The organism is Micromonospora sp. WMMD1120, from assembly GCF_029626235.1.
Lineage (GTDB): Bacteria > Actinomycetota > Actinomycetes > Mycobacteriales > Micromonosporaceae > Micromonospora.
On sequence record NZ_JARUBO010000005.1, the window covers coordinates 2,527,032 to 2,541,981 of the forward strand.

Here is a 14,950-nt window from a genome sequence, read left to right on the forward strand (position 1 = left end):
GACGATCAGGTCGGGGCGCCGTCGCGGGCTTCCCTACGATAAGGGGCCGGCGATGGTTGCTTGGGACCACCGTTCGCAACCGGCACCGGAGCAGACCCGGCGCAGAGCCGTACCGTGCAGGAGGGACAGTCAGCGATGACGCAGGTTCAGGCGCCACCCGCCCGAGCGGCCACGGACCGGTCCGACGTTCCACAGCGGCCGGCGGCCCCGGCCGACCGGCCCGGCCGTGGACGGGTGGGACCGTTGCTGGTCGGGCAGCTCGTGGTGCTCGAGTTGTGCGCCGTCGGTGTCTGGGCCGCCACGGCCGGTCCCGGCTGGCTCCCCGCCGTGGTGGGCGTGCTGGCGGTGCTGGTCGTGGTGGCCGCGTTCGCCCGTCGGGGTGGTCGTTGGTGGTTCGAGGACCTGCTGCTGCGCCGGCGGTTGCGGCGACGCGGGGAGCGGGCCGCGGCGGCGCTGGCGAGGGGCGCGGCGGCCGACCCGCGGCTGGCCGCGCTCGTCCCGGAGCTGAACGTCATCGAGCTGACCGACCGGGGCACCCGGCTCGGCATCGGGCAGGACGAGCAGGGCTGGTTCGCCGCCGTCGCCCTCCAGGCCGCCGGCGGCGCGGCCGTCGGCTCGGTCGAGGCCGCCATGGTGGACCGGGCGCTGGGCGTCCTCGCGGACTTCAGCGCCCCGGTGTCCCGGGCCCAGGTCGTCGCGCACACGCTGGTCTGGTACCCGGCGCCCGGAGCCCCGCCGGCGGCGCACCGGACCGTCTGGGTGGCGCTACGGCTCAGCGTCGCGGACGCCCGGGTGGAGGCGGTGAGTCGGGGTGGCGGGCTGCCCGGTGTGCACCGGACGGTGGCCGCCGGGATCGGCCGACTGGGCAAGGCGTTGACCTCGGCGGGGCTGGCCCACCGGCCGCTCAACCGCGATGAGCTGCGGGCGGCCATCGTCTCCGCCGCCGGGCTGGACCTGGTGCCCGAGGCGCCGTCGGAGACCTGGCGCGGCCTGCGCGGTGGTGGGTGGACCCACCGCTGCATGGCCCTGCGGGGTCGTGCGGACGCGCCGCTCGGCCCACTCGTCGACGCGATCACCGCGACCTCGGCCCCGTCCCACACGGTGTCCGCGACGGTGTCGGACGGACGGGTGGCGGCGCCGCTGCTCCGGGTCGCGGCGATGGACAACCACGTCGAAGCCCTGGTCAAGGTCGTTCGGGAGATCGCGCAGCGCGCGGGCGCGTCCACCCGCCCGATGGACGGCCAGCACGCGCCCGGGGTCTACGCCACCGCTCCGGTCGCGTCGGCGCTGGGCGTCGCCTCCCGTCCGTAGCCGCGCTGACGGTCGGCCGGAAACGCGGTCAGGGGCGGAGGTTGACGATCCAGCCGTAGAGGCCGCAGACCCAGAAGGCGAGCGGAACCAGCGCGATGATCAGCAGGATCTCGGCGATGTCGAGCAGCCGGCCCCAGACCGGTGAGATGCGCTTGCCGGCGACGGTCAGACCGTAGATCAGGCTGATCACCGCGGCCAGCACCAGCCCGCCCAGGATCAGACCGAGCCGGACCGGCAGCGTCCCGCCGGCGAAGGTCGTCGCGGCGGCCAGGCCCAGGCCCACGGTGCCGGCCAGCAACACCGGGGTGCGCTGGGCGCGACTCAGCAGCGGCCGGGCCCGCAGCAGCGCCAGCAGGGCCAGCACCAGGCAGAGCAGGACCGCCGCCAGTCGCCCGTCCAGCGCCAGCACCAGCTGCGCGCCCAGCACCAGCAGGGCGAACGTCCACAGCAGACCGGTCAGGAACGCGTCGGCCCGTTCGCTGCGCTGGAGCACCTGCCGGCCGTCGACCGACTCGCTGTCGGTCTTCAGATCCTCCGGGCCGGTCGGGATCGACGGCACCGGCAGCCGGGCCAGCCGGTAGGCCATCATCGGCAGCGCCGGCACCACACCGAACGCGACAGCCGCCACCACCGCGGCGGCGGCCGCCGCGTCGAGGCCGAAGGCCAGGCAGAGCAGCGCGCCCAGACCGGTGGCGGCGCCGACGCCGATCGCGGCGAAGAAGAGCGGGTACCGGTCGCCGACCGCCAGCACGGCCACCGCGCCGGCGATCACCGCTGCGGTCGCCCCGAGCAGGACGTGCGGGCTGGCCAGCTCGGTGAGCGGCCGGTCGCCGGCGAGCAGCAGCAGGCCGCCGGTGCCCGCGTGCGCCAGACCGACCACCGCCAGCACCGCGCCGGTGCCGCTGTCCCCGGCGGCCCGGGAGAGCACCGCCGCGCCGATCAACAGGGCCACCGCGACGAGCAGCGCGGCCAGCGCGCCGGGCAGGTGCGGCGGGCCCGCGAAGAGCGCGGCCAGCGCGCCGGCGCCGAGCGCCGCCGCGGCGAAGACGACACCGAAGGACCGGGTCGTGGCGGTCTGCCAGGCGCCCGGCCGCTGGTTGGTCGCCGTGGCGACAGCGTCCACCACGTCGTCGAAGACGATCTCGGGAGCGGCCGCCGACCGCGGGTTGAAGTAGAGCACCTCGCCGTCGCGGACACTGAGCTGCGCCGCGGTACGCCCGCCGTCGAGGGGAGCGCCACCCAACCGGGACAGCGCCCAGCCGCCGTGCCGCGCGCCCTCGTCGGCCATGTCCTCGCCGGCATAGCGCAACAGGGTGGGCAGCAGATCGGCCAGCGGCACGTCCGAGGGCAGCGCCAGGTCCATCCGGGTACGCGGCGCCACGATGGTGATCCGGCTCAGACCACCGGTCGCCGTCTTCGTCGCCACAGTGGCCTCCAGGGGTGCGTCAGTGCTCGGCTGGCTGCGGTGCCGTGGTCCGGGTCCACCGCGCACACGGCAGATTACCTACGATGACGGGCACGTACGATGCCCACCCGCGGGCTGTGTTCCGTGGCCGTACGTCAGCTGGGCCGCTTCTGGGGAGGAGACAGCCGTGAGCACTGTGGTGTTCCGTCGGCTCCCGCGTCAGCCGGGGCCGGCGCTGCCGCGCGGCGAGGTGCTGTTGGAGTCGCCGCCCGAGCTGCCCGAGCCGACACCGCGCGGCATGGGGCAGCTGCTCATGATCCTGCCGATGTTCTGCGGGGTCGGCGCGATGGCGTTCCTCTACGCCGGCAGGGGCGGCGGCATGATGACGTACGTCGCCGGTGGTCTGTTCGGCGTCTCGATGCTCGGCATGGCGATCGGTTCGCTCGCCAACAGCGGCGGTAAGGACAAGGCCGAGCTGAACGCCGACCGCCGCGACTACATGCGCTACCTGGCCCAGATGCGCAAGCGCACCCGGCGCGCCGCGGAGCAGCAGCGGGCGGCGATGGCCTGGCGACACCCGGAGCCCGACGCGCTCTGGTCGATCGCCGCCTCCCGCCGGCTCTGGGAGCGGCGGGTCACCGAGGACGACTTCGGCGAGACGCGCATCGCGCTCGGCCCGCAGCGGCTCGCGGTGGAGATCGTCCCCCCGGAGACGAAGCCGGTGGAGGACCTGGAGCCGATGAGCGCCATCGCCCTGCGCCGGTTCGTCCGTGCGCACTCCACGGTTCCGGACCTGCCGACCGCGCTGTCGGTGCGCGCGTTCAGCCGTGTGGTGCTGCGCGGCGACCGCGAGCCGGTGCTCAGCCTGACCCGGGCGGCGCTCGGGCAGCTGGCCACCTTCCACGCACCTGACGACCTGGTGATCGCCGTGGTCGCCGCGCCGGACCGGCAGTCCGCCTGGGGCTGGGTGAAGTGGCTGCCGCACGCCCACCACAGAGGACGGACGGACGCCGCCGGCGCGCGCCGGCTGGTCTTCGCCAGCCTGGCCGAGGCCGAGGCGGCGCTCGCCGGTGAGCTTGGCGGGCGGCCGCGGTTCGCCCCGGAGGCCAAGCCGCTGACCACCGCCCCGCACCTGGTCGTGGTGGTCGACGGTGGCGAGGTCTCGCCGACCTGCCAGCTGGTGGGCCCCGGCCTGCTCGGCGCCACCGTCATCGACCTGTCCGGGACGGTGCCCCGCGACGCCGGCCGTTGGCTGCTCTGCCTCGACGTGGGCGACGGACGCTCGCTCGACCTGGTCCGGGGCACCTCGACGTCACCGCTGGGTCGACCCGACCAGCTCAGCGCGGAGGCCGCCGAGGGGTTGGCCCGGCAGATCGCCCCCTTCCGGCTCTCGCAGCAGCAGACCAGCAACGAGGAGCCGCTGGCGCGCAGCACCGAGCTGCCCGACCTGCTCGGCGTCGGTGATGCCGCGGCGGTGGACGTGCAGAACACCTGGCGGCCCCGCGGTCACCGGGACCGGCTGCGCATCCCCCTCGGCGTCGGCCCGGACGGCAACGTGGTCGAGCTGGACTTCAAGGAGTCGGCGCACGAGGGCATGGGTCCGCACGGACTGGTGATCGGCGCGACCGGCTCCGGCAAGAGCGAGCTGCTGCGCACGGTGGTGGCCGCGTTGGCGGTGACCCACTCGTCCGAGGAGCTGAACTTCGTCCTCGTCGACTTCAAGGGTGGCGCGACCTTCGCCTCGTTGGAGGCGCTGCCGCACACCAGCGCGGTGATCACCAACCTGGCCGACGAGCTGCCGCTCGTCGACCGGATGCGCGACGCGCTCGCCGGTGAGATGGTGCGCCGCCAGGAGCTGCTGCGGGCGGCCGGTAACTACGTCTCCCGGTTCGAGTACGAGAAGGCCCGCGCGGCAGGTGAGCCGCTGGCCCCGATGCCCAGCCTGCTGATCATCTGTGACGAGTTCAGCGAACTGCTCGCCGCCAAGCCCGACTTCATCGACCTGTTCGTGATGATCGGCCGACTGGGTCGGTCACTCGGCGTGCACCTGCTCCTCGCCAGCCAGCGGCTCGAAGAGGGCAAGCTGCGCGGCCTGGACACCCACCTGTCCTACCGGATCGGTCTGCGTACCTTCTCCGCGGTGGAGAGCCGGATCGTGCTCGGTGTGCCGGACGCGTACGAGCTGCCGAACGCGCCGGGCCACGGCTACCTGAAGACGGACACCAGCACGATGCTGCGGTTCCGGGCCGCGTACGTCTCCGGGGCGTACCGGGCGCCCGGGCAGCAGGCCGCCACCTCGCAGGCGCTGGTGCAGCGCCGGATCGTGCCGTACGGCCTCGACTTCGTCCCGGCCCAGGTCCCGCAGGTGCCGGTGGCGACCGCTCCGGAGCCGGAGCAGCCGGCCGACGGCAAGGCCGTGGCGATGTTGGACGTGCTGATCGACCAGCTCAAGGGTCGGGGGCGACCGGCCCACCAGGTGTGGCTGCCGCCGCTGGCCGATCCGCCGGGCCTGGGCGAGCTGCTCGGCCCGCTGGCCGTCGACCCGACGTACGGCCTGTGCACGGCGTCCTGGCCGGGCCGGGGACGGCTGACAGTGCCGGTCGGCGTGGTGGACCGCCCGTACGAGCAGCGCCGCGACCCGATGATGGTCGAGCTGGCCGGCGCGGGCGGCAACGTGGTCATCGTCGGCCGGTCGCTGAGTGGCAAGAGCACCATGCTGCGTACGCTGCTCGCCTCGCTGGCGCTCACCCACACGCCCCGGGAGGTGCAGTTCTTCTGCCTGGACTTCGGCGGTGGCGCGCTCCGCAGCCTGGAGCGGTTGCCGCACATGGCGGGGGTGGCCGGGCGGCGCGACGTGGAGGCGGTCCGTCGGACGGTGGCCGAGGTGGTCGCCGTGCTGGACGACCGGGAGGCCCGGTTCGCCCAGCACGGCATCGACTCGGTGGCGAGCTACCGGCGTCGCCGGGCCGCCGGCGAGTTCGGCGACGACCCGTTCGGGGACGTGTTCCTGGTGGTGGACGGCTGGAACACGCTGCGCCAGGAGTACGAGGAGCTGGAGCAGACCATCACCACGCTCGCCAACCGGGGTCTCGGCTTCGGTGTGCACGTGGTGATCACCGCGGTGCGGTGGGCGGAGATCCGGATCAACATGCGGGATCTGCTCGGCACCAAGCTGGAGTTGCGCCTGGGCGACGCGTCGGAGTCGGAGATCGACCGCCGCGCGGCGACCAACGTGCCGGAGAAGTCGCCCGGCCGGGGTCTGACCCGGGACAAGCTGCACTTCCTCACCGCCATCTCGCGGATCGACGGTCGACGGGACATCGACGACCTGAGCGAGGCGTCGCTGGCCCTGGCCGGGCACGTGGCGACGAACTGGCCGGGCCGTCCGGCGCCGAAGGTGCGACTGCTGCCGCGGCGGCTTCCGGTGGCCGAGCTGGCCCGGATCATCGACCGGTCGGCGCCCGGGATCCCGATCGGTGTCAACGAGTCGGCGCTCGCGCCGGTCTACCTCGACCTGGCCAACGAGCCGCACCTGACGGTCTTCGGCGACGCCGAGTGCGGCAAGACGAACCTGCTGCGGCTGGTCGCCAGGGGCATCACCGAGCGGTACACGCCGGCCCAGGCCCGGTTGGTGATCGCCGACTACCGGCGGGGTCTGCTGGGCGCTGTGGAGGGCGATCACCTGCTCGACTACGCCCCGTCCAACCAGGCGTTCGCCCAGGGCCTCGGGTCGATCCGCAGCGCGCTGTCCAACCGACTGCCCGGCCCGGACGTGACCACCGCCCAGCTGCGCGACCGGAGCTGGTGGAAGGGCCCCGACCTGTACATCCTGGTGGACGACTACGACCTCGTCGCGTCCGGTGGCAGCAATCCGCTCAGCGCCCTCCAGGAGTTGCTGCCGCAGGCGCGCGACATCGGGCTGCACCTGATCATCACGCGTCGGGTCGGCGGTGTGTCCCGGGCGCTCTACGAGCCGGTGCTGCAACGGCTGCGCGAGCTGGACTCGCCCGGCCTGCTGATGTCCGGTAACCGGGAGGAGGGCGCGGTCTTCGGCACGTTGCGGCCGAGCCCGCAGCCTCCGGGTCGGGGCACGCTGGTACGCCGCCGCGACGGCCAGCAACTGATCCAGACCGCGTGGTCGGAGCCGGCCTGATCGAGGTCGACGTTTCGGGGGGTGCGGCGGGCCGATCCGGTCCGATTCACCGCCATCCATCGAACGTCGCCGGTCAGGGCTGCGAGGGTTGGACGGCTTCCGCTACGGTCTTCACTGGAGTGTCCGTCGGTGGGGTGTTGCTGCCTTGCCGCGGGGGAGGGGGTGCGGCGCAGCCGCCACCACAACAGACGGAAGGGTGTGAAGCATGGCGTTCGAGGTCGAAGCTGCGACTCTGCATACCGCCGCGAGTGACGTGCGGTCCACGCGCAGCGAGGTCGACGGCGAGCTGAAGAAGCTCTGGAATGTCGTCGACGACCTGGCCATCGCGTGGAAGGGTCAGGCGTCCACGGGCTTCCAGTCGCTGATGACGCGCTGGAATGAGGACACCGTCAAGCTGCTGACGGCGATGGACAACATCGCCGACCTGCTCGACAAGTCGGGGACGACGCACCAGGTCAACGACGAGGAGCAGCAGCAGATGCTGGACAAGTTCCACTCTGCTCTCAACCCGTGATCCGCAACCGGCAGAGGAGGAAATCGTGACGATCAAAGTTGACTATGCGGTCCTCGAGAGCAGCAACCAGCAGATGCAGGCCATCTCGAAGACCCTCGAGGAGAAGCTCGACACGCTGCGGTCGATGCTGACCAAGCTGCACTGGGACGGCGAGGACCGGGTCGCCTACGAGCAGCACCAGGCGAAGTGGGACGCGGCGGTCCGTGACATCAACCGCATCCTGAACGAGATCGGCGGCGCCGTCGGCATCGCCCGCGAAAACTACCTCAGCACGGAGATGAGCAACTCCAAGGTGTGGGGCTGAGGCATTCGCCTGCGCGGCTCTGACCCGGTCGACCGGGTCAGAGCCGCTTCGCATGGGCGTCGTTGCTTCGCATGGGCGTCGCTGCTTCGCATGGGCGTCGTGCGGGGGCGTTGCTGTCAACCGGCGGCCGGCGCGTCGGTGCGCCGGCCGGGTCGCCAGTCGCGGCGCCGGCCCCGGGTCACGATCGGCCGTACGACGAGCAACAGCACGGTGAGCAGCCCACCGATCACCGCCGCCCAGACCGCGACGGAGCGCTGCCAGCCCAGCGGGTCGTCGCGCGGCGCGGGGGCCGGGATCGCGCCGGCGGGCGGGTTCGCCCGGGTGCCGAGCAGGCTCGACACCGCCCGGTAGGGGTTGACCATTCCGTAGCCGATGTCGGCGTTGTGGCCCTCCGGCGGATTGTCCGCAGTGCGTTCCAGCCGTTCCGCCACCTGCTGCGGCGTGAGTTGCGGGTAGGCGGCCCGGACCAGCGCCGCCGTCCCCGACACGTAGGCGGCGGCATAGCTGGTGCCGCCGTCGGGCACGGCGCGGTAACCGTCGCCCCGGGGGGCCGGCCCGACGATGTTCAGGCCCGGCGCGGCGATGTCGACGTAGTCGCCGCTGATCGAGGTGCCCACGTGACCGCCCTGCTCGTCCACCCCACCGACGGCGATGACCCCGGGGTACGCGGCCGGGTAGCCCGGTCGGTTCTGCGAGTTCTCCGAGCGGTTGCCGGCGGCGGCGACGAGCACCACCCGCTTGGCCAGCGCACGCTCGACGGCCGCCGTCAGCTCGGGCTGGGGAATCGTGGTCAGGGACAGGTTGATCACGTCCGCGCCCTGCGCGACGGCCCAGTCGATGGCCGCCGCGATCTCCGCTGGCAACTGCTCGTCGCTGACGTCGCCGAGCTGCGGCAACACCCGGATCGGCAGGATCCGGGCGGCCGGGGCGACGCCGCTGAAGGGCACGCCCGCGCCCTCCCGGCCGGCGATGATGCCGGCGATGAGCGTGCCGTGCCCGGCCTCGTCGCACTGGCCCTGGTTGGCCGGGAGGTTGTTGAAGTCGCGGCCCTCGAGCACCTGGCCCTTGAGGAGCGGATGGGTCGCGGAGACCCCGGAGTCGATGACGGCCACCGTCACGCCGGCCCCCCGGGACAGCGGCCACGCCGACGACGGCTCCAGTCGGCGCAGCGCCCAGGGCGTCTCGGTCAGGCTCTCGGTGCCGGCGGGCCCGCAGGCGGGCGCCGCGCTCGCCGGGGAGGGCACCAGCAGACCCGCGCCGAGCAGGACCGCCGCCGCTCCACTGAGGACACGCCGGGGGGTACGTCGGGACGGCTGGGTCGCGCTCGTCGGCCGGCATTCGCGCACCCGCAAAGATTACCGCTGTGACCGGTCGGGTAGCGGCCCCCGGTGACCGGGATCAGGCCGGCGGCCGGTCCGTCGTACGGGGATGCTCCGCGAACAGCGCGAGCAGGTCACCGACCTGCCGGTACGCCTCGGCGGGGTGCCGGAACCGGCCCGCCGGGTTCAGGGTGTACTCGTTGCGCCGCCCGACCCGCGTGCGGTGCAGGTAGCCGCCCGCCTCCAGGTCGGCGACGATCGCCTGCGCGGCCCGTTCGGTCACGCCGACCTCGGCCGCGACATCGCGCAGCCGGGCGGTGGGGTCCCGGGCGATGGCGAGCAGGACGTGTCCGTGGTTGGTGAGGAATGTCCAGTTCCGCCCGCCGCCGCTGTCGCTCGTCGGTGTGCTCGCCATCGTGCGACCGCCTTTGCGGGTGTCGGGAACTCGTCCGTCCTCGGGGCAACGTATGAAATCTAAATCACGCATCCCTTGACGCATCTTACCGTGCGTGTGACCGTGGAGCCCGAGCCAGCGCCCGCCGCCGGCCCGGCGCAGAAGCCGGTTGACCAGGTGAAACACGTCGAGACGAGGTGCGGGATGAGTCAGATCGGGACGTCCGGGCAGCCGGGCCCACAGCGGTCCGCCGAGCCGGTGGCCGCCCCCCGCGAGCCGGCCCAGGCGTACGCCGAGCTGGTCGCCGGGAACCGGCGCTTCGTCGACGGCACCCCACGACACCCCAACCAGGATGCCGGGCGGCGGGCCGCCGTCGCCGACGGGCAGCAACCGTTCGCGGTGATCGTCGGCTGCTCCGACTCCCGCCTGGCCGCCGAGATCATCTTCGATCGCGGGCTGGGCGACCTGTTCGTGGTCCGCACCGCCGGACACACCACCGGGCCGGAGGTGCTCGGCAGCGTGGAGTACGCGGTGACGGTCCTCGGCACCCCGCTGGTGGTGGTCCTCGGCCACGACTCGTGCGGCGCGGTGCAGGCGGCCCGGACGGCCAGCACGACCGGGAGCACGCCGGGTGGGCACCTGGGGGCCGTGGTCGACGCCGTGCTGCCCAGCCTCCGCCGCGCCGAGACCGAGGGTGTGGACGACATCGACGGCATCGTCGACGTGCACATCGCGCAGACCGTCGAGACGCTGCTCGGTCAGTCGCCGGTGCTGGCCGACGAGGTGGCGCAGGGGCGGTGCGCCGTGGTGGGCCTGTCCTACCGACTCGCCGCCGGTGTGGTGCGCCCGGTGGCCGCCGTACCGGCCGGCTTCGCGACGCTCGACGACCCGGCCGCGCCGGCCACCGTCTGACCCGGCCGCCTGACGCGTCGAGGGCCGCTCCGCAGCACGCGGAACGGCCCTCGACGGGGATCAGGTGGGTCAGAGCAGTGACATGTGGACGTGGTCGGTGTGGTTCGACGGTCCGCTGTACGAACTCCAGCCGGTCGCCGGGAACCAGATCTGCCGGTTCCAGATCACGTAGTAGATGCCGAGCCGGTCGGCGTTGCGGATGAGGAACGCGGCGACGTTGTTGCCGTACGTCCGGGTGTCCTCGTTGTGCCACGGGGAGAAGCCGCTCTTCTGCAGCGACCAGTCGCAGGCGCGCCCCTTCGGGTGCTCCCACGGCCCGCCGGGCCGGTAGCAGCCGACGAACCGGTTGAAGCCGGCCCGCTTGACCTCCTTGTAGGCGTGCAGCGTCCGGGGTGTGACGCAGCCGGAGGTGGTCGGGTCCTTCTCGCTGCACGACTGGGGCTTCCAGTCACCGTCGGCCGTCCGACCCGGGCCGATCTTGGCTACCGGTGAGGTGGCGTCCACCAGACCGCCGGTGAAGCCCTTGCCGCCGACGAGGGCGAGGGCCTTGTCGGCCTCGCTCTTGCGCTTGGCCATCAGGGCGGTCTGCTTCTGCTGCTCGCGGACCTCCGTGTCGAGGGCCAGCTTGGCCTGCTCGGCTCGGGTCTTCACCTCGTTGACCTCGGAGAGCTTGTTCTCGTTGATCATGTTCATCTCGTCGAGCGTGGCCGCGCGGCGGACGAACGAGTCCGGTGTGCTGCTCTCCAGCAGCATCGCGACCGCGCCGATCCGGCCGGTCCGGTACGCCTGGGCGGCGATCTCACCGACCTGCGGGGCGAGCGCGTCCAGGTCGGCCTGGGCACGGGCGACCTCGCGCGCCAGATCCTGCTGCCGCTTCTTGGACTTGTCCAGCTTGGACTTCGCGGCCGAGTAGTCGCGGTTGGCCTGCTCGATGACGTCGTTGAGCAGCTTGGGCTCGCCGTCCTCCTCGTGGCCCGACGGTGTGGGATTCGTCGGGGCGGCCTGAGCGGGGTGGGGTCCGGCGAGCACTGTTAGTGCGGCGATCACGGCCACCACGGGAGTCAACCAGCGGCGTAGGGGTGCCGTCACAATGTTCCCTTCCGTCGACCGCCGACCGGGTTAGCTGACGGGTTCGGGACGGAAGCGGCCCCTACCGCTGACGCGGATTCACCCCACCTACCTGGGTCCCCGGCTCGCCGGTTGGCGATTGGGCGGTGGCACCGCAGGCGCCGCTTCGCGCCTTCCTCGGTGACCGGCAGCGAGGTTACCCGAGAGTCGACCGGGTGAGCTACGCCGGGATGACGACCAAAAGTGTCATTTCGCCATAGCGTTGAGTGACCAGTGACGCGGTTCTCAGGGTGGATGCCCGATCTGGTCACGCTGAGGAGTGTCACCATGCCGTATCCGTGCTCCTGTTCGGTTCCGGCCGCCGATCGGCAGCCGTGGTTGGGGGCGGTGAGGCGAGTGCGGCCAACGCCTCCGCGCGATCCGGCCGGGGGCGCGCGGAGGGGCTGTCGGCGGACGGCGTGGAGTCAGCGCGCCCGGCCGCCGTCACCACGGCGGCCAGTCCGGTGGTGAGCGGCACGGCGGCGATCAGGCCGAGGGTGGCGACGGCGCTGCGGACGATTTCCTGGGCGAGGAACTCGCTGGTGAGGATCTGCCCGAGCGGCCGGGAGTCGGCGGTGAGCAGGAGCAGTAGGGGCAGCGAGGCGCCCGCGTACGCCAGCACGATGGTGTTCACAGTGGAGGCGATGTGCGCCCGGCCGACCCGGGTGGCCGCCCGGTAGAGCTGCAACCGGGTCAGTCCGGGGTTCGCGTTCGCCAGCTCGGTCACGGTGGCCGCCTGGGTGACGGTCACGTCGTCGAGCACGCCGAGCGACCCGATGATGATGCCCGCCAGCAGTAGGCCGTGCAGGTCCACGTCGCCCTGGAACATCGACAGGGTGGTCGCGTCCTCGCTGCCGAAGCCGGTGAGGTGGGTGGCGGCAGTGGCGATGGTGGCGAGCACGCCGGTCAGCACCAGGCTGCCGAGGGTGCCGAGCACCGCGACCGAGGTCTGCGCGGTGATCCCGTGCGTCAGGTAGAGCACCACGAACATGATCAGCGCCGCGCCGACCACTGCCACCAGCAGCGGCGAGCGGCCCGCCCCGATGCCCGGCAGCACGAAGGTGAGCAGGATGGCGAAGCTGGCGGCCAGTCCGGCGAGGGCGGCCAGCCCGCGCCACCGACCGAACGCGACGATCGCGGCGGCGAAGACCACCGCCAGCCACACCAGCGGGGTCCCCCGTTGGTGTTCGGCGATGTTCCAGTTGCTGGTGCTGGGATCGACCGGGTCGGCCAGCTCGACCAGGATGACCTTGTCGCCGACCTCGACCCGGGGCGCGCCCGGTCCGTCCGGCACCGGCGTCCGCACCTGCTGACCCGCTGTCGGCCCGCCGTCCACGAGCACGTCGACGGTGCCGCACCGCCCGTCGCCGACTCTCGGTGTGCCCTCGGGGGTCGACGGCGTCGGTGGGCAGGGCTCGGACACCACCCGGGTCACGGTGCCGGGGTAACGCGGCACGTCCGCGCCCCCGTCGGTCCGCGGCGCGCCACCGCGCGGCCAGAGCAGCAGCGCGGCGAGCACCGTCGCGACGAAGAGGGGCACCACCGTCAAGACGAGTATCCGTCGCACCCTCGGCGGGGCGGACGGAGCGGGACGGGTGTGGTCGGAACCCAAGGCGTGACTCCAAACGATCCGGTGCGGGGTACGGGTCAGCGGGCCGGTTGGTTCACCATCGCCGCGGAAACACGGTGCGGGATGTCGCGTGTCGCTGACCGATCACCGCCCGAGCACTGACGGTCAGCGACCGGACCGGTCGGCCGGGAGCGACGCGGTGTCGGCGTCGCCGCGCCCGGCCGGGCGGCGGCAGCTGGAGGGCCATCGTCGGAGATGCTAACCAGCCCGACTGGGAGTCGCAGGTCAGGCCGGAGTGTCGGATGGCCGAACCGTCGGTGTCGCGGCGCCCGGACCGGCATGGTGGAGCCATGCGGCGGAGTGCGGGCCGTCAGCCGCGCTTCATCAGCCGGCCGACCGCCGCCATCATCTCGGTGGCCATCTCGTCGGCCCGCCCCTCGGCCGCGCCCTCGTGCATGCAGTGCCGGGCGTGCCCGTCGAGCAGGCCCAGCGCCACCTTGTCGAGAGCGGCCTGGATCGCGGAGATCTGGGTGAGCACGTCGATGCAGTAGCGGTCGTCGTCGACCATCTTCTCGATGCCCCGGACCTGCCCCTCGACGCGGCGGAGCCGCGCGAGCAGCTGGTCCTTGCTGGCGGTGTAGCCACGGATCGGGGTGGGTGCGGTCATACCGACCAGGATAGCGTACCCCTGGGGGGTATGGTACGGTGCTTCCCGGGTGGGATACCCCCACCGGGTACCGGTACTCGCAGAGGGAGACGTTCCATGGTCAACACGACGTACCAGGTGCAGGGCATGACCTGTGGGCACTGCGTCAGCGCGGTGAGCGCCGAGGTGGGCGCCATCGACGGCGTGCGTGAGGTGCAGGTCGACCTCGCCGCCGGACGGGTCACTGTCAGCAGCGACCAGCCGCTGGACCCGGCTGTCGTCCGGGCCGCCGTCGACGAGGCCGGCTACGACCTCGTCGACGCGTGATCGGCGGGCCGGCATGCGCACCGTGACGCGACTGGCCGGGTTCGCCGCCGGCCTGGTGGCGGTCTTCGGCGCGACGTACGGGGTGGCGCGGGTCATCGACCCGGCCCCGGCCGCCGAGAGCGGGCGCGACGTCGCCGCCACCCCAACGCGCGACGCCGTCACCCCCGCGCCGGAGGTGCGCGACGAGGCGGCCGACCGACTGCCCGGCGGCCTGCTCGTCTCCGACCGCGGCTACACCCTCGAACCGGTCGACGCCCCGGCCGGCGAGTTCGCCTTCCGGATCGCCGGGCCGGACGGCCGCCCGGTGACCCGGTACGACGTGGCGCACGACCGGCAGATGCACCTGATCGTCGCCCGGCGGGACCTCTCCGGTTTCCGGCACGTGCACCCCGATCTGGCCCCGGACGGCACCTGGCGGGTCGACACCCCGCTCGCCGGTCCCGGCCAGTGGCGGGCCTTCGCCGACTTCGCCCCGACCGGAGGTGAGCCGCTGACCCTCGGGGTGGACGTGACGGTCCCCGGCGAGTCGACCGAGACGCCGCTGCCCGCCCCGGCGACGAGCGCCACCGTCGACGGCTACACGGTGACCCTGACCGGCGCCCCACAGCCCGGCCGCACGTCGCCCCTGACCCTGACCGTCAGCCGCGACGGGCGACCGGTCACCGACCTGGAGCCCTACCTGGGCGCGTACGGGCACCTGGTCGCGCTGCGCCGGGGAGATCTGGCATACCTGCACGTGCACCCGGACGGCACGCCCGGTGACGGGCGCACCCGGCCCGGCCCGGCCGTCACATTCTTCGCCGACATTCCCTCGGCGGGCAGCTACCGGCTCTATCTCGACTTCCAGCACGGCGGGCGGGTGCGCACCGCCGAGTTCACTGTCGTCGCCGGCGCCGTCCCGGCCGGGAACGCCAGCACCCCGGCCTCGCCCGGCCCGAGCGGCGGCACCGATCACGGCACTCCCGGGCACGGGCACGACTGACGGGAC

General features: G+C 73.0%; 13 protein-coding genes and 1 riboswitch. Of the genes, 7 read left to right on the forward strand and 6 right to left on the reverse strand.

Translation table 11 applies throughout. The features are described from left to right. Positions 1–135: 135 nt before the first annotated feature. Positions 136–1,311: a type VII secretion protein EccE gene (locus tag O7634_RS11975; RefSeq protein ID WP_278150206.1), complete on the forward strand. Its 1,176-nt coding sequence runs from the start codon at positions 136–138 to the stop codon at positions 1,309–1,311. Positions 1,312–1,339: 28 nt separating this feature from the next. On the opposite strand, the gene eccD is transcribed toward O7634_RS11975, so the two are convergent. Beyond that, positions 1,340–2,737 (reverse strand): type VII secretion integral membrane protein EccD, encoded by a 1,398-nt coding sequence (gene eccD, locus O7634_RS11980; protein WP_278150208.1) that lies wholly within the window; start codon positions 2,735–2,737, stop codon positions 1,340–1,342. A 166-nt stretch (positions 2,738–2,903) separates the two neighbouring features. Here eccD and eccCa point away from each other — a divergent pair, with 166 nt between their 5' ends. From eccCa to O7634_RS11995, 3 genes are all read left to right on the forward strand, one after another. Then, positions 2,904–6,869, forward strand: a complete 3,966-nt coding sequence (gene eccCa / locus O7634_RS11985) for a type VII secretion protein EccCa (RefSeq protein ID WP_278150209.1) — start codon at positions 2,904–2,906, stop codon at positions 6,867–6,869. 205 nt (positions 6,870–7,074) lie between these two features. Further along, entirely contained in the window at positions 7,075–7,383 is a 309-nt protein-coding gene (locus O7634_RS11990; RefSeq protein WP_088977186.1) for a WXG100 family type VII secretion target, read from the forward strand. Between the two features lie 25 nt (positions 7,384–7,408). After that, complete coding sequence (locus tag O7634_RS11995; RefSeq protein WP_278150210.1) at positions 7,409–7,687, forward strand: WXG100 family type VII secretion target; 279 nt, start codon at positions 7,409–7,411, stop codon at positions 7,685–7,687. A gap of 116 nt (positions 7,688–7,803) precedes the next feature. Here the strand turns inward: O7634_RS11995 and mycP are convergent, their stop codons facing one another. Together mycP and O7634_RS12005 are read right to left on the reverse strand one after the other, a co-directional pair. After that, complete coding sequence (gene mycP, locus O7634_RS12000) at positions 7,804–9,033, reverse strand: type VII secretion-associated serine protease mycosin (protein ID WP_278150211.1); 1,230 nt, start codon at positions 9,031–9,033, stop codon at positions 7,804–7,806. A gap of 52 nt (positions 9,034–9,085) precedes the next feature. Beyond that, positions 9,086–9,421, reverse strand: a complete 336-nt coding sequence (locus tag O7634_RS12005) for a MarR family winged helix-turn-helix transcriptional regulator (RefSeq protein ID WP_278150212.1) — start codon at positions 9,419–9,421, stop codon at positions 9,086–9,088. A 183-nt stretch (positions 9,422–9,604) separates the two neighbouring features. Between O7634_RS12005 and O7634_RS12010 the strand changes: the two genes are divergently transcribed. Continuing rightward, positions 9,605–10,312, forward strand: coding sequence for a carbonic anhydrase (locus O7634_RS12010; RefSeq protein WP_278150213.1), 708 nt, complete (start codon positions 9,605–9,607; stop codon positions 10,310–10,312). 69 nt (positions 10,313–10,381) lie between these two features. Here the strand turns inward: O7634_RS12010 and O7634_RS12015 are convergent, their stop codons facing one another. The 3 genes from O7634_RS12015 to O7634_RS12025 form a co-directional block, all read right to left on the reverse strand. Beyond that, on the reverse strand, positions 10,382–11,401 hold the full coding sequence (locus O7634_RS12015; protein ID WP_278150214.1) for a hypothetical protein: 1,020 nt from the start codon (positions 11,399–11,401) through the stop codon (positions 10,382–10,384). 4 nt (positions 11,402–11,405) lie between these two features. Next, positions 11,406–11,536: riboswitch (cyclic di-AMP (ydaO/yuaA leader) on the reverse strand. A gap of 166 nt (positions 11,537–11,702) precedes the next feature. Further along, positions 11,703–13,031 carry a YibE/F family protein gene (locus O7634_RS12020; RefSeq protein WP_278150215.1) on the reverse strand — a complete coding sequence of 443 codons (1,329 nt, stop codon included), beginning with the start codon at positions 13,029–13,031 and terminating at the stop codon, positions 11,703–11,705. 328 nt (positions 13,032–13,359) lie between these two features. After that, a complete protein-coding gene (locus tag O7634_RS12025) occupies positions 13,360–13,656 on the reverse strand; it encodes a metal-sensitive transcriptional regulator (protein ID WP_030329541.1) in 297 nt (98 codons plus the stop codon). Between the two features lie 96 nt (positions 13,657–13,752). Here O7634_RS12025 and O7634_RS12030 point away from each other — a divergent pair, with 96 nt between their 5' ends. Next, entirely contained in the window at positions 13,753–13,962 is a 210-nt protein-coding gene (locus O7634_RS12030; RefSeq protein WP_278150216.1) for a copper ion binding protein, read from the forward strand. Between the two features lie 13 nt (positions 13,963–13,975). Further along, the gene (locus O7634_RS12035) at positions 13,976–14,944 is read left to right on the forward strand and encodes a hypothetical protein (RefSeq protein WP_278150217.1); all 969 of its coding nucleotides are present in this window, start codon (positions 13,976–13,978) and stop codon (positions 14,942–14,944) included. Positions 14,945–14,950: the final 6 nt, after the last annotated feature.

Coding starts and splice junctions, on each gene's coding strand:
- O7634_RS11975 (WP_278150206.1), top strand. CDS start 136: ATGACGCAGGTTCAGGCGCCACCCGCCCGAGCGGCCACGGACCGGTCC.
- O7634_RS11990 (WP_088977186.1), top strand. CDS start 7,075: ATGGCGTTCGAGGTCGAAGCTGCGACTCTGCATACCGCCGCGAGTGAC.
- O7634_RS12005 (WP_278150212.1), bottom strand. CDS start 9,421: ATGGCGAGCACACCGACGAGCGACAGCGGCGGCGGGCGGAACTGGACA.
- O7634_RS12010 (WP_278150213.1), top strand. CDS start 9,605: ATGAGTCAGATCGGGACGTCCGGGCAGCCGGGCCCACAGCGGTCCGCC.
- O7634_RS12025 (WP_030329541.1), bottom strand. CDS start 13,656: ATGACCGCACCCACCCCGATCCGTGGCTACACCGCCAGCAAGGACCAG.
- O7634_RS12030 (WP_278150216.1), top strand. CDS start 13,753: ATGGTCAACACGACGTACCAGGTGCAGGGCATGACCTGTGGGCACTGC.
- O7634_RS12035 (WP_278150217.1), top strand. CDS start 13,976: ATGCGCACCGTGACGCGACTGGCCGGGTTCGCCGCCGGCCTGGTGGCG.